Below are 20801 nucleotides of genomic sequence, written 5' to 3'. Positions count from 1 at the left end.
AGGGAAAACCGTGACCCAGTTGAACCTGCTATGCCTGCCGTACTCTGGAGCCAGCGCCATGGTCTACAGCCGCTGGCGGCGCAAGCTGCCGGAGTGGCTGCAGCTGTCGCCGGTGGAATTGCCCGGGCGTGGTGCCCGCTACGCCGAACCCCTGCACACCGACATGCGCGAGCTGGCCAGGCAGCTGGCCGGAGAAATCCAGGCTACGTTGCGGCTACCCTATGCCTTGTTCGGCCATAGCCTGGGAGCCCTGCTGGCCTGCGAGCTGGCCCATGCCCTGCGGGCCCTGGGTTGCCCGGAGCCGGTGGCGCTGTTCGCCTCGGGAACCGCGGCGCCGACCTTGCGCACCGAATACGACCGCGGTTTTGCCGAGCCCAAGACCGATGCACAACTGATCGAGCAACTGCGCACCCTCAACGGCACCAGCGAAGAAGTGTTGGCCAACCAGGAGCTGATGAGCCTGACGTTGCCGATCCTGCGGGCCGACTTCCTGTTGTGCGGGCGCTTCCGGCCTGTGCAGCGCCCGTTGCTCAATTGCCCGGTGCACGTGCTGGGCGGCAAGGCCGATCGCGCCACCACCGAACAGTTGATCGGCTGGAGCAAGGAGACCCATGGCGGGTTCTCGGTGGACATGCTCGCCGGCGGGCATTTCTTCATCCACGAACATGAAGCCAAGGTGCTGAGCCTGGTCAAGGGACACCTGGATGTGCACCGGCGCCGTCACCTGGCCCCCGTCGCGCTGTCCTTGTAGCCCTGTTGCCGGCTGTGCAGGGCGCACAGCCGGCAGGGCAGGGTTCAGCCCAGGGACGTGCCCATGCGCCAATAGCCCATCAAGGTCAGGTTGCGCCGCTCCTGGCCACGTTCATTGATCAGGTGGCGGCGGATGCTCATCACCGTGGCCGACTCCCCGGCCACCCAGGCATAGAACTGGTTGTCCGCCGGCTCTGCGGTTTCCCAGGGCCGCTCTTCATCGTCCCGCCCGGCCTTGACCGGTCGCCTTCCGGCGCTGGGTGGCGGCAGTTCGGCCAGCTCCCGGGCGGCGTGGATCAGGGGCTCGCCATGGCGGGCGTCGAGCATGTCGCGGGGCAGCCAGTTCAACCGGGTCAGCGGATGACAATGCAGGTCGATGCAGTCGCTCTCGTGGGGCACCTCGATGAACACCTGCACATCCGGGTAGTCCGGATACTCCTTGAGCTCATCGAGAATCCCGGCGATGGCCGGCAGGGCGGTTTCATCTCCCATCAGCAGTACTTTGCGGATGCCCGCCGGCGGTTGCCATTCATAGCCGCCGGGGTCGCCGCTGAAGGCCTTGTTCGGTACCACCATCTGCAAGCGGTCGCCAGGTTGCGCGCAGGTCGCCCAGCTCGAGGCCGGCCCGTTGACTCCGTGCAACACGAAGTCCACGTCCAGTTCCGCCGGCTGCAGGCGCAGCTCGCGGATGGTGTAGGTGCGCATCGGCGGTTGCTGCTCGCTCGGCAGCTTGCGCCGCGCGGCATGCCAGTCGCCCTCCACCGGCAACTGCGGCAGGCTGCCATCGGCGGCGGGAAACAGCAGCTTGATGCGCTGGTCCGGGGCCAGGGTGCGGGCCTGGGCGATGTCCTCGCCGCTGAATACCAGGCGTACCAGGGAGGGGCTGAGGTCGATGCGCTGCTTGAGCTCGACGTTGATCACCCGGTAACTGCGAGGTGACTGGACGCCTGCGCCTACCAGTTTGCGCAAGCCATTTGCCAGCGAGCTGGCCAGGGAAGTGGCTGAGGACATGATCGCGACCTTATGAAAAAGAAGGTCCTGATTTAACGAGCCGCAGGGGGTGGAATTTACCGCTGAGGGGGCGATCCGGGGTCTGCGCGCAGGGTTAATTTTTCCCGGCGCCCATCCGTTTCGTAGGGATAGCCGAGCCCTCGCTCGATACCCAACATGTACGGATGAACCCCGATGAACGCTGAAAAGTCCCTGAAACTTGCTCGCCGCTTTATCGAGCTGCCGCTGGAGAAGCGGCGGTTGTTCCTCGATGGCCTGCGGGATGAAAACATCGACTTTTCGTTGTTTCCGATTCCGGCCGACGTGGCCGTGGATGATCGCTGGGACCTGTCCTACGCCCAGCGGCGCATGTGGTTCCTCTGGCAGTTGGACCCCGAGAGCGGCGCCTACAACTTGCCGGGTGCCGTGCGTCTCAAGGGCGAGCTGGATCGCGGTGCGCTGGAGCAGGCTTTCGCCCACCTGATCGCCCGCCACGAAACCCTGCGTACCCTGTTCAAGCGCCACGTCGATGACCGCCTGGAGCAAGTGGTGGTCGACAGCCCATTGCCGTTGGAGTACCAGGACCTGAGTGCCACGGATGCCGCCTTGCGCGAACAGGCGGTGGCTGCCGAGGCCCAGCGCCAGTCATTGCTGCCGTTCGATCTGGGCCAGGGACCGCTGTTGCGGATCAAGCTGCTCAAGCTCGCGGACCAGGACCATGTGCTGTTACTGACCCTGCACCACATCGTGTCCGATGGCTGGTCGATGAACGTGCTGATCGACGAATTCATCCGTTGCTATGACGCCTTCGAGCGCGGCGAGGCGCCGCAATTGTCGGCACTGCCGATCCAGTACAGCGACTATGCCCTGTGGCAGCGGCGCTGGCTGGAGGCGGGGGAGCAGGCGCGTCAGCTGGAGTATTGGCAGGCCCGCCTGGGCGATGAGCATCCGGTATTGGAGCTGCCCACCGACCATCCGCGCCCGGCGGTGCCCAGCTACCGTGGGACTCGCTATGAGTTCGCCGTGGAGCCGGCCTTGGCCGAGCAGTTGCGCGCCCTGGCGAAACAGCACAACGTTACCCTGTTCATGCTCCTGCTCGGGGCCTTCAATGTGCTGTTGCATCGCTACACCGGCCAGGGCGACATCCGCGTCGGCGTGCCCATCGCCAACCGCAACCGGGCCGAGGTCGAGGGGTTGATCGGCTTCTTCGTCAACACCCAGGTGCTGCGCACCGAGCTCACCGGCCAGACCCGGGTCAGCGAGCTGTTGCAGGCAGTCAAGGAGGCGGCTCTGGGGGCCCAGGCCCACCAGGACCTGCCGTTCGAGCAACTGGTGGAGGCCTTCAAGCTGGAGCGCAGCTTGAGCCATACGCCGTTGTTCCAGGTGATGTACAACCACCAGCCGCAGGTGGCCGATATCACCACGGTGAACACCGCCTCCGGGTTGGAGCTGGGGTTGGTGGAGTGGCAAAGCCGTACCACCCAGTTCGACTTGACCCTGGATACCTACGAGAAATCCGGCAGGTTGCATGCGGCGCTGACCTATGCCGATGACCTGTTCGATGCGGTCACCATCGCTCGCATGGCGCGTCACTGGGCCAGCCTGCTGCAAGGCATGCTGGCGGATGCCGGGCAACGTATCGGCGAGCTGCCCCTGCTCGATGTCCAGGAGCAGCAGTTGCTGGTGCATGAATGGAACCGCACCGCGGTGGACTACCCCCGCGGAGTCTGCATGCACCAGTTGATCGAGGCCCAGGCCGGGCGTACTCCGCAGGCCTGTGCCCTGGTGTTCGGCGAGCGCCAGCTCAGCTATGGCGAGCTGGACGCCCGGGCCAACCAGCTGGCGCGCTTGTTGCGCGAGCAGGGGGTGGCAGCCGACACGCTGGTGGGGATCTGTATCGAGCGATCCATCGAAATGGTCGTGGGGCTGCTGGCGATCCACAAGGCCGGCGGAGCCTATGTGCCCCTGGACCCGGAGTATCCCCAGGACCGCCTGGCCTACATGATCGAGGACAGCGGCATCGGCCTGCTGCTCAGCCAGAGCTCGCTGCTGGCGTCGCTGCCTGGCGAAACGGTCCGGATCATCACCCTCGACCAGGAGCCGGACTGGCTCGATGCCTACAGCGACAGCCCGCTGGAGGTACTGATCGATCCGCTGAACCTGGCATACGTGATCTACACCTCGGGTTCCACCGGCAAGCCCAAGGGCGCCGGCAACAGCCATGCGGCGCTGGTCAATCGCCTGCAATGGATGCAACAGGCCTATGGCCTGGACGCCAGTGATGCGGTGCTGCAGAAAACTCCATTCAGCTTCGACGTTTCGGTGTGGGAGTTCTTCTGGCCGTTGATGACCGGGGCACGCCTGGTGGTGGCGGCTCCCGGGGCCCATCGCGAACCGGCACGACTGATCCGGACCATTACCGAGCAGCAGGTCACTACCCTGCATTTCGTGCCTTCGATGCTCCAGGCATTTATTCGCGACAGCGGCGTGTCGGCCTGTACCAGCCTCAAGCGCATCGTCTGCAGTGGCGAAGCCTTGCCCATGGATGCCCAGCAGCAGGTGTTCGCCAAATTGCCCAAGGTCGGTTTGTACAACCTGTATGGCCCGACCGAAGCAGCCATCGACGTAACCCACTGGACCTGTGTCGACGAGGGGCTCGATAGCGTGCCGATCGGCCGGCCGATCGCCAACCTGCGCACCCATGTGCTGGATGCACAATTACTGCCGGTGCCTGCCGGGGTCGCTGGCGAGCTCTACCTGGGCGGTGCCGGTCTGGCCCGCAGCTATCATCGGCGTGCGGCGTTGACTGCCGAGCGTTTCGTACCTTGTCCATTCCATGATGGCGCGCGCCTGTATCGCACCGGCGACCGCGTGCGCCAGCGCGCCGATGGCGTGATCGAGTATCTGGGGCGCCTGGACCACCAGGTCAAGTTGCGCGGCCTGCGTATCGAGCTGGGCGAGATCGAGGCGCGCCTGCTGGAGCATCCGCAAGTGCGCGAAGCCACGGTGCTGGTGGTGGACGGCAAGCAACTGGTGGGTTACCTGGTCCTGCAAGAGGCCGCCGCCGACTGGCGCGAGGCACTGGCCGCACACCTGGGCCGCAGCCTGCCGGACTACATGGTGCCGGCGCAGTGGGTGCTGCTGGACAGCATGCCCGTGACCGCCAACGGCAAGCTCGATCGCAAGGCCCTGCTGAGCCAGGTCGGTGAGGTGCAACTGGCTCCTTACAGTGCGCCGCGCGAGGGGGCCGAGCAGACTCTGGCCGAGATCTGGCGAGCGGTGCTGACGGTGGAGCAGGTCGGCCTGGATGACAATTTCTTTGCCCTGGGTGGCGACTCGATCATTTCCATCCAGGTGGTCAGCCGCGCCCGCCAGGCTGGCCTGGCGCTCAGTCCACGGGACCTGTTCCAGCACCAGACCCTGCGTAGCCTGGCCCAGGTGGCCAAGCCGGTGGCCCTCGGCCAGCAGGACAGTGGCCCGGCCAGCGGCGAGCTGGCGCTGACGCCGGTACAGCACTGGTTCATGGAACAAGCGGTACCGCAGCGCCAGCACTGGAACCAGTCGCTGTTGCTGCAAGCCCGCCAGCCCCTGGATGCCCAGCGCCTGGCCGAAGCCCTGGCGCGCCTGGCCAAGCATCACGATGCGCTGCGCTTGCGCGTGCGCCAAGTGGCCGCTGGCTGGCAGCAGGCCTATGCCCAGGAGCCCGGTGAGTTGTTGTGGCTGCGTGAGGCGGGCGATGCGGAGCAACTCACCCAGCTGTGCGAGGCTGCCCAGCGCAGCCTGGATCTGGAGCAAGGCCCATTGCTGCGCGGCATGCTGGTCAACCTGGCCGGCGGCAGCCAGCGCTTGTTGCTGGTGGTCCACCACTGGGCGGTTGATGGGGTGTCCTGGCGCGTACTGCTGGAAGACCTGCAGCAGCTGTATAGCCAGCCGCAACAGGCTCTCGCGCCACGCACCAGCTCCTACCAGGCCTGGTCCGCTCACCTGCTACAACTGGCGGGGGAACGTAGTTCCGAGCTGGCCTACTGGCAGGCGCAGATCCCGGTCCAGGTCGCCGATCTGCCGGCCGAGCGTCCGGCTGGCGCCCTGGAAAACCGTCATGAACAGAAAATCACCTTGACCCTGGATGCCCAGCGCACCGCGCAATTGCTGCAACAGGCAGCGGGCGCTTATCGCACCCAGATCAACGACCTGCTGCTCACCGCCCTGGCCCGCACCATCGGTCGTTGGACCGGCGCCGAGGGCACCCTGGTGCAGTTGGAAGGCCACGGCCGGGAAACCCAGGGCAGCGACCTGGACCTGAGCCGCAGCGTCGGCTGGTTCACCAGCCTGTTCCCTGTGTACCTGCGCGCCGCCGACGAGCCAGGGGCGGCGATCAAGGGCATCAAGGAGCAATTGCGCGCTGTGCCGGACAAGGGCCTGGGCTTCGGCCTGCTGCGCTACCTGGGCGATACCGCCAGCCGCGAAGCCATGGCGCAGCTGGCGCAACCGCGCATCACCTTCAACTACCTGGGGCAGTTCGACCGCCAGTTCGATGCCCAGGCGCTGCTGGTGCCGGCCGCCGAGAAGGCCGGGCAGACCCAGGACCCTGGTGCGCCGCTGGCCAACTGGCTGGTGATCGAAGGCCAGGTCTACGGCGGCGAGTTGAGCCTGAGCTGGGGCTTCAGTCGTGAGATGTTCGACGCCTCAACCATCCAGCGTCTGGTGGATGACTACCAGGAGCAGTTGCTGGCCTTGATCGAACATTGCCTGGACCCGCTCCAGGGCGCCTTGACCCCGTCCGACGTCAGCCTGGCGCGGCTCACCCAGCAGCAACTGGATGATCTGGCCCTGGCGTCCCGCGAAGTGCAGGATGTGTATCCGCTGTCGCCGATGCAGCAGGGCATGCTGTTCCACAGCCTGTACCAGCAAGACCAGGGCGACGTCTATGTCAGCCAGTTGCGGGCCGATGTCCAGGGCCTGGACGTGGCGCGCTTCCAGCAAGCCTGGGAGCAGGTGCTGGGCCGTCATGACATGCTGCGCACCGGGTTCGTCTGGCAGGACGACCAGGGCCAGGCCCTGCAAGTGGTCTATCGCCAGGTCGAGCTGCCGCTGATCGAGCATGACTGGCGCACTCGTGCGGATCTGCAGGCGGCGCTCGACGCCCTGGCCCTGGAGCAGCACCAGCAAGGTTTCGAACTGGCTCGTCCGCCCTTGCTGCGGGTGGTGCTGGTGCGCACCGATGAGGACCGCTGGCACTTGGTGTACACCAGCCATCACATCCTCATGGATGGCTGGAGTAACGCCCTGGTGCTCAACGAAGTACTGCAAGCCTGCAAGGGCCAGCCGCTGGCGCCGACAGGTGCCGGTTTTGCCCAGCACATCGCCTGGTTGCAGGCCCAGGACCCGGCGCTGGGCGAGGCGTTCTGGCGCGAGCGCCTGGCACAGTTGGACGAGCCGTCCTTCCTGGCTCGCAGCGTGGCCAGGAGCGGGCAACCGGCAACGGGCGAATACGGCGAACTGCTCTGTGAACTGGATGAAGAGCAGACCCGGCGCCTGGGTGCCTTTGCCCGGACTCAACAGGTGACCCTCAACAGCCTGGTGCAAGCGGCCTGGCTGTTGCTGTTGCAGCGTTATACCGGCCAGTCCAGCGTGGCCTGCGGGGTCACGGTCTCCGGACGCCCGGCGCAGTTGGCGGATGTGGAGCAGCAAGTCGGCCTGTTCATCAACACCTTGCCCTTGATCGCCAACGTGGATCCGGCGCAGTCGGTCGGCGACTGGCTGCGCCAGGTTCAGGCGCTGAACCTGGAGATGCGCGAGCACGAACACACGCCGTTGTTCGATATCCAGCGTTGGGCCGGGGCCGCCGGCGAGGCGCTGTTCGATACCCTGGTGGTGTTCGAGAACTTCCCCGTGGCCAAGAGCCTGGAGCAGGGCGCTGTCGAGGGCCTGCGCTTCAGCGAGGTCAAGAGCCAGGAACGCACCAACTACCCGTTGACCCTGACTGCGCACGGCGGTGCACGCTTGAGCCTGCACCTGGAGTACCTCCAGGCCGAATTCGACAGCCAGGCAGTGCAGCGCCTGGCGGCCTGCCTGCAAGCGCTGCTGCAGCGCTTTTTCGAGGTGCCGGAGCAGGCTCTTGGGGCCTTGCCGTTGCTGCCGGAGTCGGAACAACGGCACCTGTTGCAGGCCTGGAATCCGCGCGATGCCTCGCGGCCGGCGCAGGCCAGCCTAGTGCAACGGTTCGAGCAGCAGGCGGCGATGCAACCGGAGCGCCTGGCGCTGATCCTCGACCAGCGCCGCCTGACCTATGGCGAGCTCAACCAGCGGGCCAACCGCCTGGCCCAGCGCTTGATCGAGCTGGGAGTGAAGGCCGATTCCCTGGTCGGGGTCGCGGTGGATCGTTCCCTGGAAATGGTCGTGGGCCTGCTGGCGGTGCTCAAGGCCGGTGGCGCCTACGTGCCGCTGGACCCGAAATACCCCCGCGAGCGCCTGCAGTGCATGATCGAGGACAGCGGCCTGGGCTTGCTGCTGACCCAGCAACCGCTGCTGGAGCAATTGCCGATCAGCCCCGGCTTGCCGCTGATCTGCCTGGAGCAGGATGAGCACTGGCTGGCCGCCTACAGCGCCGAGAATCCGCCGGTGCGTTCACAGCCGGGCAACCTGGCCTATGTGATGTTCACCTCCGGCTCCACTGGCCGGCCCAAGGGGGTCGGGATCGACCTGGGTTCCCTGGCGCGGCATGTGGAAGTGATCACCGAGTTGTTCGAGCTCAAGGCCGATGACCGGGCCCTGCAATTCGGCACCTTCAACTTCGACGCCTTCGTCGAACAGCTGTACCCGGCATTGTGCTGCGGTGCGGCGGTCGTGGTGCGCGGTGGCGAACTGTGGGACAGCGACACCTTCTACCAGCAATTGATCGAACACCAGATCACCGTGGCCGACCTGACCACCGCCTACTGGTACCTGCTGGTACGGGACTTCGCCGACCGTGGCCCACGCGACTACGGGCGCCTGCGCCAGGTGCATATCGGCGGCGAAGCCATGCCGCCGGAAGGCCTCAATGCCTGGCGCGCGGCGGGGCTGGAGCACGTCAGGCTGTTCAACACCTATGGCCCCACCGAGACCACGGTCAGTGCCACGGCTCTGGACTGCGCCGCTTATGTCTGCGGTGGCGAGCCGTTGCCGGCAGTCATGCCCATTGGCCGGGTACTGGACGGTCGCGCCATCTACTTGCTCGATGCCAACCTCAACCCGGTGCCGGTGGGTGTGGCCGGTGAATTGGTGATTGGCGGGCCGCTGCTGGCCCGTGGTTACTTCCAGCGTCCCGAACTCACCGCCGAGCGTTTCATTCCCGATCCGTTCGCCGCGGACGGGGCCGGGCGCCTGTACCGTACCGGCGACCTGGCACGCTACCGGACCGACGGGGTGATCGAGTACATCGGACGGATCGACCATCAGGTCAAGGTGCGTGGTTTCCGTATCGAGCTGGGGGAAATCGAAGCACGCTTGCTGGCCCAGGCCAGTGTGCGCGAAGCCCTGGTGGTCGCCGCCGATAACCAGCTGGTCGCTTATGTAGTGGTCAGCCAGGCTTTGTCCGAGCAACAGCAAGAGCCGTTGCGCGAGCAGTTGAAAGCGAGCCTGCGTGCAGAACTGCCGGATTACATGGTGCCGGGGCACCTGCTGTTCCTGGAGCGCCTGCCCATGAGCCCCAATGGCAAGCTCGATCGCGCGGCGCTGCCCAAGCCCGATGCCAGCCAGGCGCTGGCCAACTGGATCGCTCCGGTCACCGAGCTACAGCAGCAGGTGGCGGCCATCTGGTCCCAGGTCCTGGGTGCCGAGCGGGTCGGCCTCGGCGATCATTTCTTCGAGATGGGCGGCCACTCGCTGCTGGCCACCCAGATGGTGTCCCGAGTGCGACATGGCCTGGGTATCGAGGTCAGCCTCAAGACCCTGTTCGAGCATCCGGTGCTGGCCGATTTCGTCGGCGCCCTGGGCGCTGTCGACGCCTCGGCCCCGGCGATCCTGCCGGTGGACCGGGAGCAGCCGCTGGCCCTGTCCTACGCCCAGGAGCGCCAATGGTTTCTCTGGCAGCTGGACCCGACAAGCGCCGCCTACCATGTACCCAGCGCACTGCGCCTGAAGGGCCAGCTGGATCTGGCTGCGTTGCAGCGCAGTTTCGACACCCTGGTGGCGCGCCATGAAAGCCTGCGCACCCGCTTGCAGCAGGATGGCCAGCGCACCGTCCAGGTGATCGAAGCCCAGGCGCGGTTCGAGCTGGGGGTGGTCGAGGCCGATGAGTCGCGCCTCAAATCCCTGGTGGAGGCGCAGATCGCCCAGCCGTTCGATTTGCGCCAGGGCCCATTGTTGCGAGCCAACGTGTTGCGCCTGGCCGAAGATGACCATGTGCTGGTGCTGGTCAAACATCACATCGTCTCCGATGGCTGGTCGATGCAAGTGATGATCGAAGAGCTGGTGCAGCTGTATTCGGCCTACAGCCTGAATGAAGAGCTGCAACTGCCGGCCTTGCCGATCCAGTACGCCGACTACGCTGCCTGGCAGCGCGACTGGATGGAGGCCGGCGAAAAGGCCCGTCAGCTCGGCTACTGGCGTGACATGCTCGGTGGGCAGCAGCCGGTGCTGGAGTTGCCGTTCGACCATCAGCGCCCGGCCTTGCCGAGCCATCGTGGTGCTCGCCTGTCGATACCGCTACCCGCTGCCCTGGTGGATGAGCTCAAGGACCTGGCCAAGGTCCGTGGCGTGACCCTGTTCATGTTGTTGTTGGCGTCCTACCAGGCCCTGCTGCATCGCTACAGCGGCCAGCAGGACATCCGCGTCGGGGTGCCGATCGCCAACCGCAATCGGGTAGAGACCGAGCGCCTGATCGGTTTCTTCGTCAACACCCAGGTACTCAAGGCCGATATCGATGGGCAGATGACCGTCGACCAGTTGCTGGCGCAGGTCAAGCAACGGGCCCTGGAAGCCCAGGCCCACCAGGACCTGCCGTTCGAACAACTGGTGGAGGCGCTGCAGCCGGAGCGCAGCTTGAGCCTCAACCCGCTGTTCCAGGTGGTGTTCAACCATCACATCAGCCAGGCAGGCAATCATTTGCAGCGTTTGCCGGGGTTGGACATGAGCCCGGTGACCTGGGATGAAACCGCGGCGCAGTTCGACCTGGTCCTGGATATCGAAGAATCCCAGCAGCAGTTGCATGCCTCGCTGAGCTACGCCACCGACCTGTTCGAGGCCTCGACCATCGAGCGCATGGCCCGCCACTGGCAGAACCTGCTGCAGGCGATGGTTACCAACCAGCAACAAGCCATTGGCCAGCTGAACCTGCTGGACGAAGCGGAGCAACGGCAGATCATCCAGCTCTGGGATCGGACCGATTCTGGCTTCCCGGCCACGCGCCTGGTGCACGAGCTGGTGGCCGACCGTGCCCGGGAAACCCCCGAGGCGGTAGCGGTGATCTTCGGTGAGCAACAGCTGACCTACGGCGAGCTGGAGCGCAGCGCCAACCGCCTGGCCCGGGCCTTGATCGCCCGTGGCGTGGGCCCGGAAGTGCGGGTGGCGATCGCCATGCCGCGCAGCGCCGAGATCATGGTGGCGTTCCTGGCGGTGCTGAAATCCGGTGGCGTGTATGTGCCGCTGGACGTGGAATACCCCGAGGACCGCCTGCTGTACATGATGCAGGACAGCCGCGCGCAACTGCTGCTGACCCACTCGGCGGTGCAACAGCGCCTGCCGGTGCCGGAAGGCCTGGAGAGCCTGGCGGTGGACCGTACCGAGCAGTGGAGTGGTGACGACGACAGCGCTCCGCACGTGACGCTGGACGGCGACAACCTGGCGTATGTGATCTACACCTCCGGCTCCACCGGCTTGCCCAAGGGCGTGGCGGTGTCCCATGGGCCGCTGGTGGCGCACATCATCGCCACCGGCGAGCGCTACGAAATGACCGCGGCCGATTGCGAGCTGCACTTCATGTCGTTCGCCTTCGACGGCTCCCATGAAGGCTGGATGCACCCGCTGATCAACGGTGCGCGGGTGCTGATCCGCGACGACAACCTGTGGCTGCCGGAGCAGACCTACGCCCAGATGCATCGCCACGGCGTGACCGTGGGGGTGTTCCCACCGGTGTACCTGCAGCAGCTGGCCGAACACGCCGAGCGCGACGGCAACCCACCGGCGGTGCGGGTGTACTGCTTCGGTGGTGATGCGGTGGCCCAGGCCAGCTACGACCTGGCCTGGCGGGCACTGCGCCCGACCTACCTGTTCAACGGCTATGGCCCGACCGAAACCGTGGTCACGCCGCTGCTGTGGAAGGCGAGCAAGGACGATCCATGCGGCGCGGCCTACGCCCCGATCGGCACGCTGCTGGGCAACCGCAGCGGTTATGTGCTGGACGCCGAGTTGAACCTGCAACCGATCGGCGTGGCGGGTGAGTTGTACCTGGGCGGCGAGGGGGTGGCCCGGGGTTACCTGGAGCGTCCGGCTCTGACGGCCGAACGCTTCGTGCCCGATCCGTTCGGCGCACCGGGCAGCCGGGTGTATCGCAGTGGCGACCTGACCCGTGGCCGTCCCGATGGGGTGGTGGACTACCTGGGTCGGGTCGACCACCAGGTGAAGATCCGCGGCTTCCGGATTGAGCTGGGCGAGATCGAGGCGCGCCTGCGTGAGCAGGAGGCCGTGCGGGAGGCGGTGGTGGTGGCCCAGGACGGGCCGACCGGCAAGCAACTGGTGGGTTACCTGGTGATGTTCGATCCAGCCCTGGTCGACGATGCCAATGCCCAGGCCAGTGCCCGGGACGCCGTGCGCCGTGCCCTCAAGGCGCGCATGCCGGACTACATGCTGCCCACCCACCTGATGTTCCTGGCGCAGATGCCCCTGACCCCCAACGGCAAGCTGGACCGCAAGGGCCTGCCACAACCGGACGCCAGCCAGATGCAGCAGGCCTACGTGGCCCCGCAGAGCGAACTGGAGCAACAGATCGCGGCGATCTGGGCCGAGGTCCTGCGCCTGCCGCAGGTAGGGCTCAACGACAACTTCTTCGAAGTGGGCGGCCATTCCCTGCTGGCGATCCAGATCACCTCCAGGGTCCAGGCCGAGCTGGGCCTGGAAGTGCCACTGGTGGAAGTGTTCCAGACCGAATCCTTGCGGGCCTATGTCGAGGCCGCCAGCGTTTGTCGCGCTGGCAGTGCGGCTGATTTTGATGATCTTCGTGAATTCTTGAGCGAACTAGAGGCGATTTGAACCATGCTTTCCAACCCAAACATCGATCTGGTATCGCGCTTTCTTCGACTGCCTCTGGAGCAGCGCAAGCAGTTCTACCAGCGCCTGCAAAGCCGTGGCATGAGCTTCGCCCAACTGCCCATCGCCTCCGTTCGTGAAAGCAACGACAACCTGCCGCTGTCCTATGCCCAGGAGCGCCAGTGGTTTCTCTGGCAGTTGGAGCCCGACAGTGCCGCCTATCATGTGCCCGGCGCATTGCGCCTGAGCGGACGCCTGGACATCGCGGCCTTGCAGCGCAGCTTCGATAGCCTGGTCGCGCGTCACGAAAGCCTGCGCACCCGCCTGCACCTGCAAGACGATCGCATGACCCAGCAGGTGCTGGCCCAGGCTTCGATCGAGATCATCCTGGAGCCGATCGACGAAGCCCGCCTCAAGGAACGGGTAGAGGAGGAAATGGCCCGGCCTTTCGACCTGCTGCAAGGCCCATTGCTGCGGGCCAGTCTGCTGCGCCTGGGTGAAGAAGAGCACGTGCTGGTGCTGGTGCAGCACCACATCGTGTCCGATGGCTGGTCGATGCAGGTCATGGTCCAGGAGCTGATGCAGCTGTACGCCGCCTACAGCCAGGGGCAGGAGTGCGCGTTGCCGGCCCTGGCGATCCAGTATGCCGATTACGCCCTGTGGCAACGCAGCTGGATGGAGTCAGGGGAGAAAGCGCGGCAGCTGGAGTACTGGCTGGCACTGCTCGGCGGTGTCCAGCCGGTGCTGGAGTTGCCGTTCGATCATCCTCGCCCGGCACAACAGAGCTACCGTGGCGCACGCCTGGATGTGGCCCTGGAACAAGGGCTGGTAGCGGCACTCAAGGGGTTGGCCCAGCGTGAGGGCGTGACCCTGTTCATGGTCCTGCTGGCCTCGTTCCAGGCCTTGTTGCATCGCCACAGCGGCCAGCAGGACATCCGCGTCGGGGTGCCGATCGCCAACCGCAACCGGGTGGAAGTCGAGCGCCTGATCGGTTTCTTCGTCAATACCCAGGTGCTCAAGGCCGATATCGACGGGCAGCTGACGTTTGCGCAGCTTCTGCAGCAAGCCAAGCGCCGCGCGCTGGAAGCCCAGGCCCATCAGGACCTGCCGTTCGAGCAGTTGGTCGAGGCGCTGCAACCGGAGCGCAGCCTGAGCCACAACCCGCTGTTCCAAGTGATGTTCAACCACCAGGCCAGTGCCCAGGCCGACGCCGGCGAGACGCAGTTGCCCGGCCTGCGAGTGGCCAGCCTGGAGTGGGACAACCAGAGCGCCCAGTTCGACCTGAGCCTGGACACCCAGGAAACCGCCGAGGGTATTTGGGCCTCCCTGACCTACGCCACCGACCTGTTCACCCACGCGAGCATCGAGCGCCTGGCGCGCCACTGGCAGAACCTGCTGCGCTCGGCCGTGGCCGATCCGACTTTACCGATCCAGGACCTGGCTCTGCTGGAGGCTGAAGAGCGCCAGCGCATCGTTCATCAGTGGAACGCCACCGAGCGTGACTACCCGCTGCAACGCCAGGTGCACCAGTTGATCGAGGAACAGGTAGCCCTGGCTCCCGAGGCCCCGGCCCTGGTCTTTGCTCAGCAGCGCCTGAGCTATGCCGAACTCAACCGCCGGGCCAACCGCCTGGCCCATCGCCTGATCCAGGCCGGGGTCGGCCCGGATGTACTGGTGGGACTGGCGGTGGAACGCTCGATCGAAATGGTGGTGGGCCTGCTGGCGGTACTCAAGGCCGGTGGCGCCTATGTGCCGCTGGACCCGGAATACCCGCGCGAGCGTCTGGCCTACATGCTCGAAGACAGTGGCGTGAAACTGCTCCTGACCCAGGCGCATCTGCTGGAGCAGCTGCCGATTCCCCAGGGGCTATCCAGCCTGGTGCTGGAGCAGGGGGAAGCGTGGCTGGAACACTACAGCGAAGAGAACCCGCAGATCGCCCTGGACGGCGAGAACCTCGCCTATGTGATCTACACCTCCGGCTCCACCGGCCAGCCCAAGGGCGCCGGCAACCGGCATTCGGCACTGCTCAACCGCCTGTGCTGGATGCAGGAGGCTTATGCCCTGGGGGCTGGCGACACGGTCTTGCAAAAGACCCCATTCAGCTTCGACGTTTCGGTGTGGGAGTTCTTCTGGCCACTGATGACGGGCGCGCGGCTGGTGGTGGCGGCGCCGGGGGATCATCGTGATCCAGCCCGCTTGGTCAGCCTGATCAACAGCGAGCAGGTCACGACCCTGCACTTCGTGCCGTCGATGCTGCAGGCCTTCCTGCAGGATCGTGATGTGGGTTCGTGCACCAGCCTGCAACGCATCGTTTGCAGCGGCGAAGCATTGCCGGTGGATGCCCAGCAGCAAGTGTTCGCCAAGTTGCCAAAGGCCGGGTTGTACAACCTGTATGGCCCGACCGAGGCCGCGATCGATGTGACCCACTGGACCTGTGTCGATGAAGGCCGCGATGGCGTACCGATCGGCCGGCCGATCGCCAACCTGGGCTGCTACATCCTGGACAGCAACTTCGAGCCGGTGCCGATGGGTGTGCTGGGCGAGCTGTACCTGGGTGGCGTGGGCCTGGCCCGTGGATACCACCGTCGCCCGGCCTTGAGCGCCGAACGCTTCGTGGCCCATCCGTTCGTGGCCGGCGAGCGCCTGTACCGTACCGGCGACCTGGCGCGTTATCGCGAAGACGGGGTGATCGAATACGCCGGGCGTATCGACCACCAGGTCAAGCTGCGGGGCCTGCGCATCGAGTTGGGCGAGATCGAAGCGCGACTGCTGGAGCACGAGCGGGTACGCGAGGCCGCGGTACTGGCGGTGGATAACCAGCACCTGGTGGGTTACCTGGTGCTGGAAGGCGCGGGCGAAGACTGGCGCGAAGTACTGAGTGCCCACCTGGCCGCGCACCTGCCGGACTACATGGTGCCGGCGCAGTGGGTGGTGCTGGAGCAGATGCCGCTGAGCCCCAACGGCAAGCTGGACCGCAAGGCTTTGCCCAAGCCGGACAAGGCGCAGTCCGCCCAAGCCTATGAGGCTCCACAAAGTCTTTTGGAACAACAGATCGCCGCGATCTGGGCCGAGGTGCTGGGTATCGAGCAGGTGGGCCTGAACGATAACTTCTTCGAGCGTGGCGGCGATTCGATCATCTCGATCCAGGTGGTCAGCCGGGCCCGGGCGGCCGGGATCCACTTCACCCCCAAGGCGCTGTTCCAGCACCAGACCGTGCGCAGCCTGGCGCGGGTGGCCCAGTTGCAGGCCGTGCAGGTGATCGACCAGGGGCCGGTGCAGGGCGAGACACCATTGCTGCCTTTCCAGCAGCTGTTTTTCGCCATGGACCTGCCGGATCGGCATCACTGGAACCAGTCCTTGCTGTTGACGCCGCGCCAACCGGTGCGCGCGGACCTGTTGGAAGCGGCACTCCAGGCGCTGGTGGTGCATCACGATGTGCTGCGCCTGAGCTTCAACCCGCAGCCCGACGGCTGGAAGGCCCGGCATGATGCTGTGGCAACGACCTTGCTCTGGCAGGCCCGCCTGGAGACTGCCGATGAGCTGCAAGAGCTGTGCGAACGCGCCCAGCGCAGCCTCGATCTGCAACAGGGCCGGTTGTTGCGGGCGGTGCTGGCTGAGTTGCCCGATGGCAGCCAGCGACTGTTGCTGGTCATGCACCACCTGGTGGTGGATGGCGTTTCCTGGCGGATCTTCCTCGAAGATTTGCAGAACCTTTATCAGCAGTCGGTCGAGGGTCGCCAGCAGCGGTTGCCGGCCAAGACGTCGGCGTTCAAGACCTGGGCCGAGCGCCTGCAAGCCCATGCCCGCAGCGCCGCGATGCACGAGGAACAAGACTACTGGCAGCAACAGTTGCAGGGCGTGAGTGCCGAATTGCCGTGCCGCGATCCCCGGGGCGCTCGTCCGGGCCGTTTGGCCCGGACCCTGGTCAGCCAGCTCGATGCGCAGCGTACCCGGCAACTGCTGCAACAGGCGCCTATGGCCTATCGGACGCAGATCAACGACCTGCTGCTGACGGCCCTGGCCCGGGTGATCTGCCGCTGGACCGGCCATGCCTCCAGCCTGGTCCAGCTCGAGGGCCACGGCCGCGAGGAGCTGTTCGATGACCTGGACCTGACGCGCACCCTGGGCTGGTTCACCAGCCTGTTCCCGGTGCGCCTCACCCCGGCCGCCGACCTGGCGGGCTCGATCAAGCAGGTCAAGGAGCAGCTGCGCGCCGTGCCGAACAAGGGCCTGGGTTTTGGTGCCTTGCGCTACCTCGGGGACGAGCAGACCCGCCAGGCCTTCAGCCTGTTGCCGGTGCCGCGCATCACCTTCAACTACCTGGGGCAGGTCGATGGCAGCTTCGACCAGCCAGACGGCCTGTTCACCCCGGCGGCGGAAAGCACCGGCGCCGAGCAGAGCCCCGAGGGCGCGCTGGGTAACTGGCTGACCCTCAACGGCCAGGTATATGGCGGCGAGTTGCACATGAGCTGGACCTTCAGCCCGCTGATGTTCGATGAAGCGGTGATCGAACAGTTGAGCCAGGACTATGCCCGCGAACTGGCGGCCCTGGTGGAGCACTGCTGCACCCCGGGCAACGCTGGCGTCACCGCTTCGGACTTCCCTTTGGCCAGGCTGACCCAGCCCCAGCTCGAGTCCCTGCCCCTGGTGGCTAGCGACATCGAGGACATCTATGCCTTGTCGCCAATGCAGCAGGGCATGTTGTTCCATACCCTGTACGAGCAGACGGCGGGCGATTACATCAACCAGATCCGGGTCACGGTCGACAACCTGGATGTGAGCCGTTTCCGGCAGGCCTGGCAGGCCACGGTGCAGGCCCAGGAAGTGCTGCGCAGCGGCTACTTCTGGCAAGGCCAGCTGGAATGGCCGTGCCAGGTGGTCTATCGCCAGGCCAGCCTGCCGATCGAAGAACTCGATTGGCGCGCCATGCCCGAGCTCGAACAAGAGCTGCAGAACCTGCAGCAAGCCCAGCGCCGCCAGGGTTTCGACCTGGCCCGGGCGCCCCTGGTGCGAGTGCTGCTGGTACGTACGGGTGAGCAGCGCCATGAGCTGATCTACACCAACCATCACATCCTCATGGACGGTTGGAGCAATTCGCGGTTGTTTGGTGAAGTATTGCAACGCTATGCCGGCGTAGCGGTGCCGGAGGCCAGTGGCCGCTATCGCGACTACATCGGCTGGTTGCAACAACGGGATGCCAAGGCGACCGAGGCCTTCTGGCGCGAGCAGTTGAGCCAGTTGCCGGCACCGACGCGCTTGGGCAGCAACCTGCCCTTGGCTGCACAGGGCCATGGCGAGTACCGCTGGGCCCTGGATGCCGAGCTGACCGGACGTCTGGAAGCTTTCGCCCGCAGCCAGAAAGTCACCCTCAACACCTTGATCCAGGCAGCCTGGCTGATCCTGCTGCAACGCCATAGCGGGCAGTCGGTGGTGACCTTCGGCGCCACCGTGGCCGGTCGCCCGGCTGAACTGGCCGGGATCGAGCAGCAAATCGGTTTGTTCATCAATACCTTGCCAGTGATTTGCGCCGTCGATGCCCAGCGTTCGGTGGCGCAGTGGCTGCAGGATGTGCAGGAGCGCAACCTGGCCCTGCGCGAACATGAACACACCGCGTTGTACGATATCCAGCGCTGGGCCAGCCAGGGTGGCGAAGCACTGTTCGACAACATCCTGGTGTTCGAGAACTACCCGGTATCCAAGGCGCTGGAGCAGGGCGGCAGCGGTATCGGCTTTGGTGTGCCCCAGGCGCACGAGCAGACCAGCTATCCCTTGACCCTGCTGGTGGACCTTGGCGAGACACTGTCATTGCAATTCAGCTTCACCCGGGCCAGTTTCACCGCGCAAAGCGTGGAGTCCTATGGTCGGCACCTGACCAACCTGCTGCTGGGTATGCTGGCCGACAGTACCCGGAGCCTGGGTGAGCTGCCGATGCTCGACCTTGCCGAGCGGCGCCAGGTGCTGGAGCAATGGAACGCCACCGAGCGCGACTACCCGCTGCAACGCCAGGTGCACCAGTTGATCGAGGAACAGGTAGCCCTGGCTCCCGAGGCCCCGGCCCTGGTCTTTGCTCAGCAGCGCCTGAGCTATGCCGAACTCAACCGCCGGGCCAACCGCCTGGCCCATCGCCTGATCCAGGCCGGGGTCGGCCCGGATGTACTGGTGGGACTGGCGGTGGAACGCTCGATCGAAATGGTGGTGGGCCTGCTGGCGGTACTCAAGGCCGGTGGCGCCTATGTGCCGCTGGACCCGGAATACCCGCGCGAGCGTCTGGCCTACATGCTCGAAGACAGTGGCGTGAAACTGCTCCTGACCCAGGCGCATCTGCTGGAGCAGCTGCCGATTCCCCAGGGGCTATCCAGCCTGGTGCTGGAGCAGGGGGAAGCGTGGCTGGAACACTACAGCGAAGAGAACCCGCAGATCGCCCTGGACGGCGAGAACCTCGCCTATGTGATCTACACCTCCGGCTCCACCGGCCAGCCCAAGGGCGCCGGCAACCGGCATTCGGCACTGCTCAACCGCCTGTGCTGGATGCAGGAGGCTTATGCCCTGGGGGCTGGCGACACGGTCTTGCAAAAGACCCCATTCAGCTTCGACGTTTCGGTGTGGGAGTTCTTCTGGCCACTGATGACGGGCGCGCGGCTGGTGGTGGCGGCGCCGGGGGATCATCGTGATCCAGCCCGCTTGGTCAGCCTGATCAACAGCGAGCAGGTCACGACCCTGCACTTCGTGCCGTCGATGCTGCAGGCCTTCCTGCAGGATCGTGATGTGGGTTCGTGCACCAGCCTGCAACGCATCGTTTGCAGCGGCGAAGCATTGCCGGTGGATGCCCAGCAGCAAGTGTTCGCCAAGTTGCCAAAGGCCGGGTTGTACAACCTGTATGGCCCGACCGAGGCCGCGATCGATGTGACCCACTGGACCTGTGTCGATGAAGGCCGCGATGGCGTACCGATCGGCCGGCCGATCGCCAACCTGGGCTGCTACATCCTGGACAGCAACTTCGAGCCGGTGCCGATGGGTGTGCTGGGCGAGCTGTACCTGGGTGGCGTGGGCCTGGCCCGTGGATACCACCGTCGCCCGGCCTTGAGCGCCGAACGCTTCGTGGCCCATCCGTTCGTGGCCGGCGAGCGCCTGTACCGTACCGGCGACCTGGCGCGTTATCGCGAAGACGGGGTGATCGAATACGCCGGGCGTATCGACCACCAGGTCAAGCTGCGGGGCCTGCGCATCGAATTGGGCGAGATCGAAGCGCGACTGCTGGAGCACGAGCGAGTACGCGAGGCCGCGGTACTGGCGGTGGATAACCAACACCTGGTGGGTTACCTGGTGCTGGACGGCGCGGGCGAAGACTGGCGTGAAGTACTGAGTGTCCACCTGGCCGCGCACCTGCCGGACTACATGGTGCCGGCGCAGTGGGTGGTGCTGGAGCAGATGCCGCTGAGCCCCAACGGCAAGCTGGACCGCAAGGCTTTGCCCAAGCCCGATGCCAGCTTGCAGGCACGGGAGTACATGGCACCGCAGAGTCCGCTGGAGGAGCAGGTCGCGCAGATCTGGGCGCAGGTACTGGAAGTGGAGCGCGTCGGCTTGAAGGACAACTTCTTCGAGTTGGGCGGACACTCGTTGCTGGCCACGCAAGTGGTGGTGCGATTGCGCGAGCAGCTGCACAGCGAGATCGACGTCAAGTCGATCTTCACCACACCGACCCTGGCCGAGTTCTGTGCCCATGTCGCAGCGCAGCAGACAAATATTTCGCCGGTGCAGGATGCATTGGCTAAATCCCTGGAGGCCCTCAAACGTCTATCAGCAGAAGATTTGGATAAATTGACTTCCTGAGGGGC

Annotated in this window: 4 protein-coding genes; 3 read left to right on the top strand and 1 reads right to left on the bottom strand. The window is 65.6% G+C overall.

What is annotated here, in order from left to right; all coding sequences use genetic code 11:
- Positions 1 to 10 precede the first annotated feature (10 nt).
- Positions 11 to 751 carry a thioesterase II family protein gene (locus C4K40_RS21235; protein WP_053138873.1) on the top strand — a complete coding sequence of 247 codons (741 nt, stop codon included), beginning with the start codon at positions 11 to 13 and terminating at the stop codon, positions 749 to 751.
- Positions 752 to 795: 44 nt separating this feature from the next.
- Here C4K40_RS21235 and C4K40_RS21230 read toward each other — a convergent pair whose 3' ends face one another.
- A complete protein-coding gene (locus tag C4K40_RS21230) occupies positions 796 to 1761 on the bottom strand; it encodes a siderophore-interacting protein (protein WP_022639839.1) in 966 nt (321 codons plus the stop codon).
- Positions 1762 to 1935: 174 nt separating this feature from the next.
- On the opposite strand from C4K40_RS21230, the gene C4K40_RS21225 reads away from it, so the two are divergent.
- Together C4K40_RS21225 and C4K40_RS21220 are read left to right on the top strand one after the other, a co-directional pair.
- Entirely contained in the window at positions 1936 to 12969 is an 11034-nt protein-coding gene (locus tag C4K40_RS21225; RefSeq protein WP_124421351.1) for a non-ribosomal peptide synthetase, read from the top strand.
- Between the two features lie 3 nt (positions 12970 to 12972).
- Positions 12973 to 20796: a non-ribosomal peptide synthetase gene (locus C4K40_RS21220; protein ID WP_124421350.1), complete on the top strand. Its 7824-nt coding sequence runs from the start codon at positions 12973 to 12975 to the stop codon at positions 20794 to 20796.
- Positions 20797 to 20801: the final 5 nt, after the last annotated feature.

The organism is Pseudomonas sp. CMR5c (assembly GCF_003850545.1).
GTDB lineage: Bacteria > Pseudomonadota > Gammaproteobacteria > Pseudomonadales > Pseudomonadaceae > Aquipseudomonas > Aquipseudomonas piscis.
The sequence above is the reverse complement of the archived record's forward strand: the minus strand, read 5'-3'. Positions and strand labels throughout refer to the sequence as shown.

Coding starts and splice junctions, on each gene's coding strand:
- C4K40_RS21230 (WP_022639839.1), bottom strand. CDS start 1,761: ATGTCCTCAGCCACTTCCCTGGCCAGCTCGCTGGCAAATGGCTTGCGC.
- C4K40_RS21225 (WP_124421351.1), top strand. CDS start 1,936: ATGAACGCTGAAAAGTCCCTGAAACTTGCTCGCCGCTTTATCGAGCTG.
- C4K40_RS21220 (WP_124421350.1), top strand. CDS start 12,973: ATGCTTTCCAACCCAAACATCGATCTGGTATCGCGCTTTCTTCGACTG.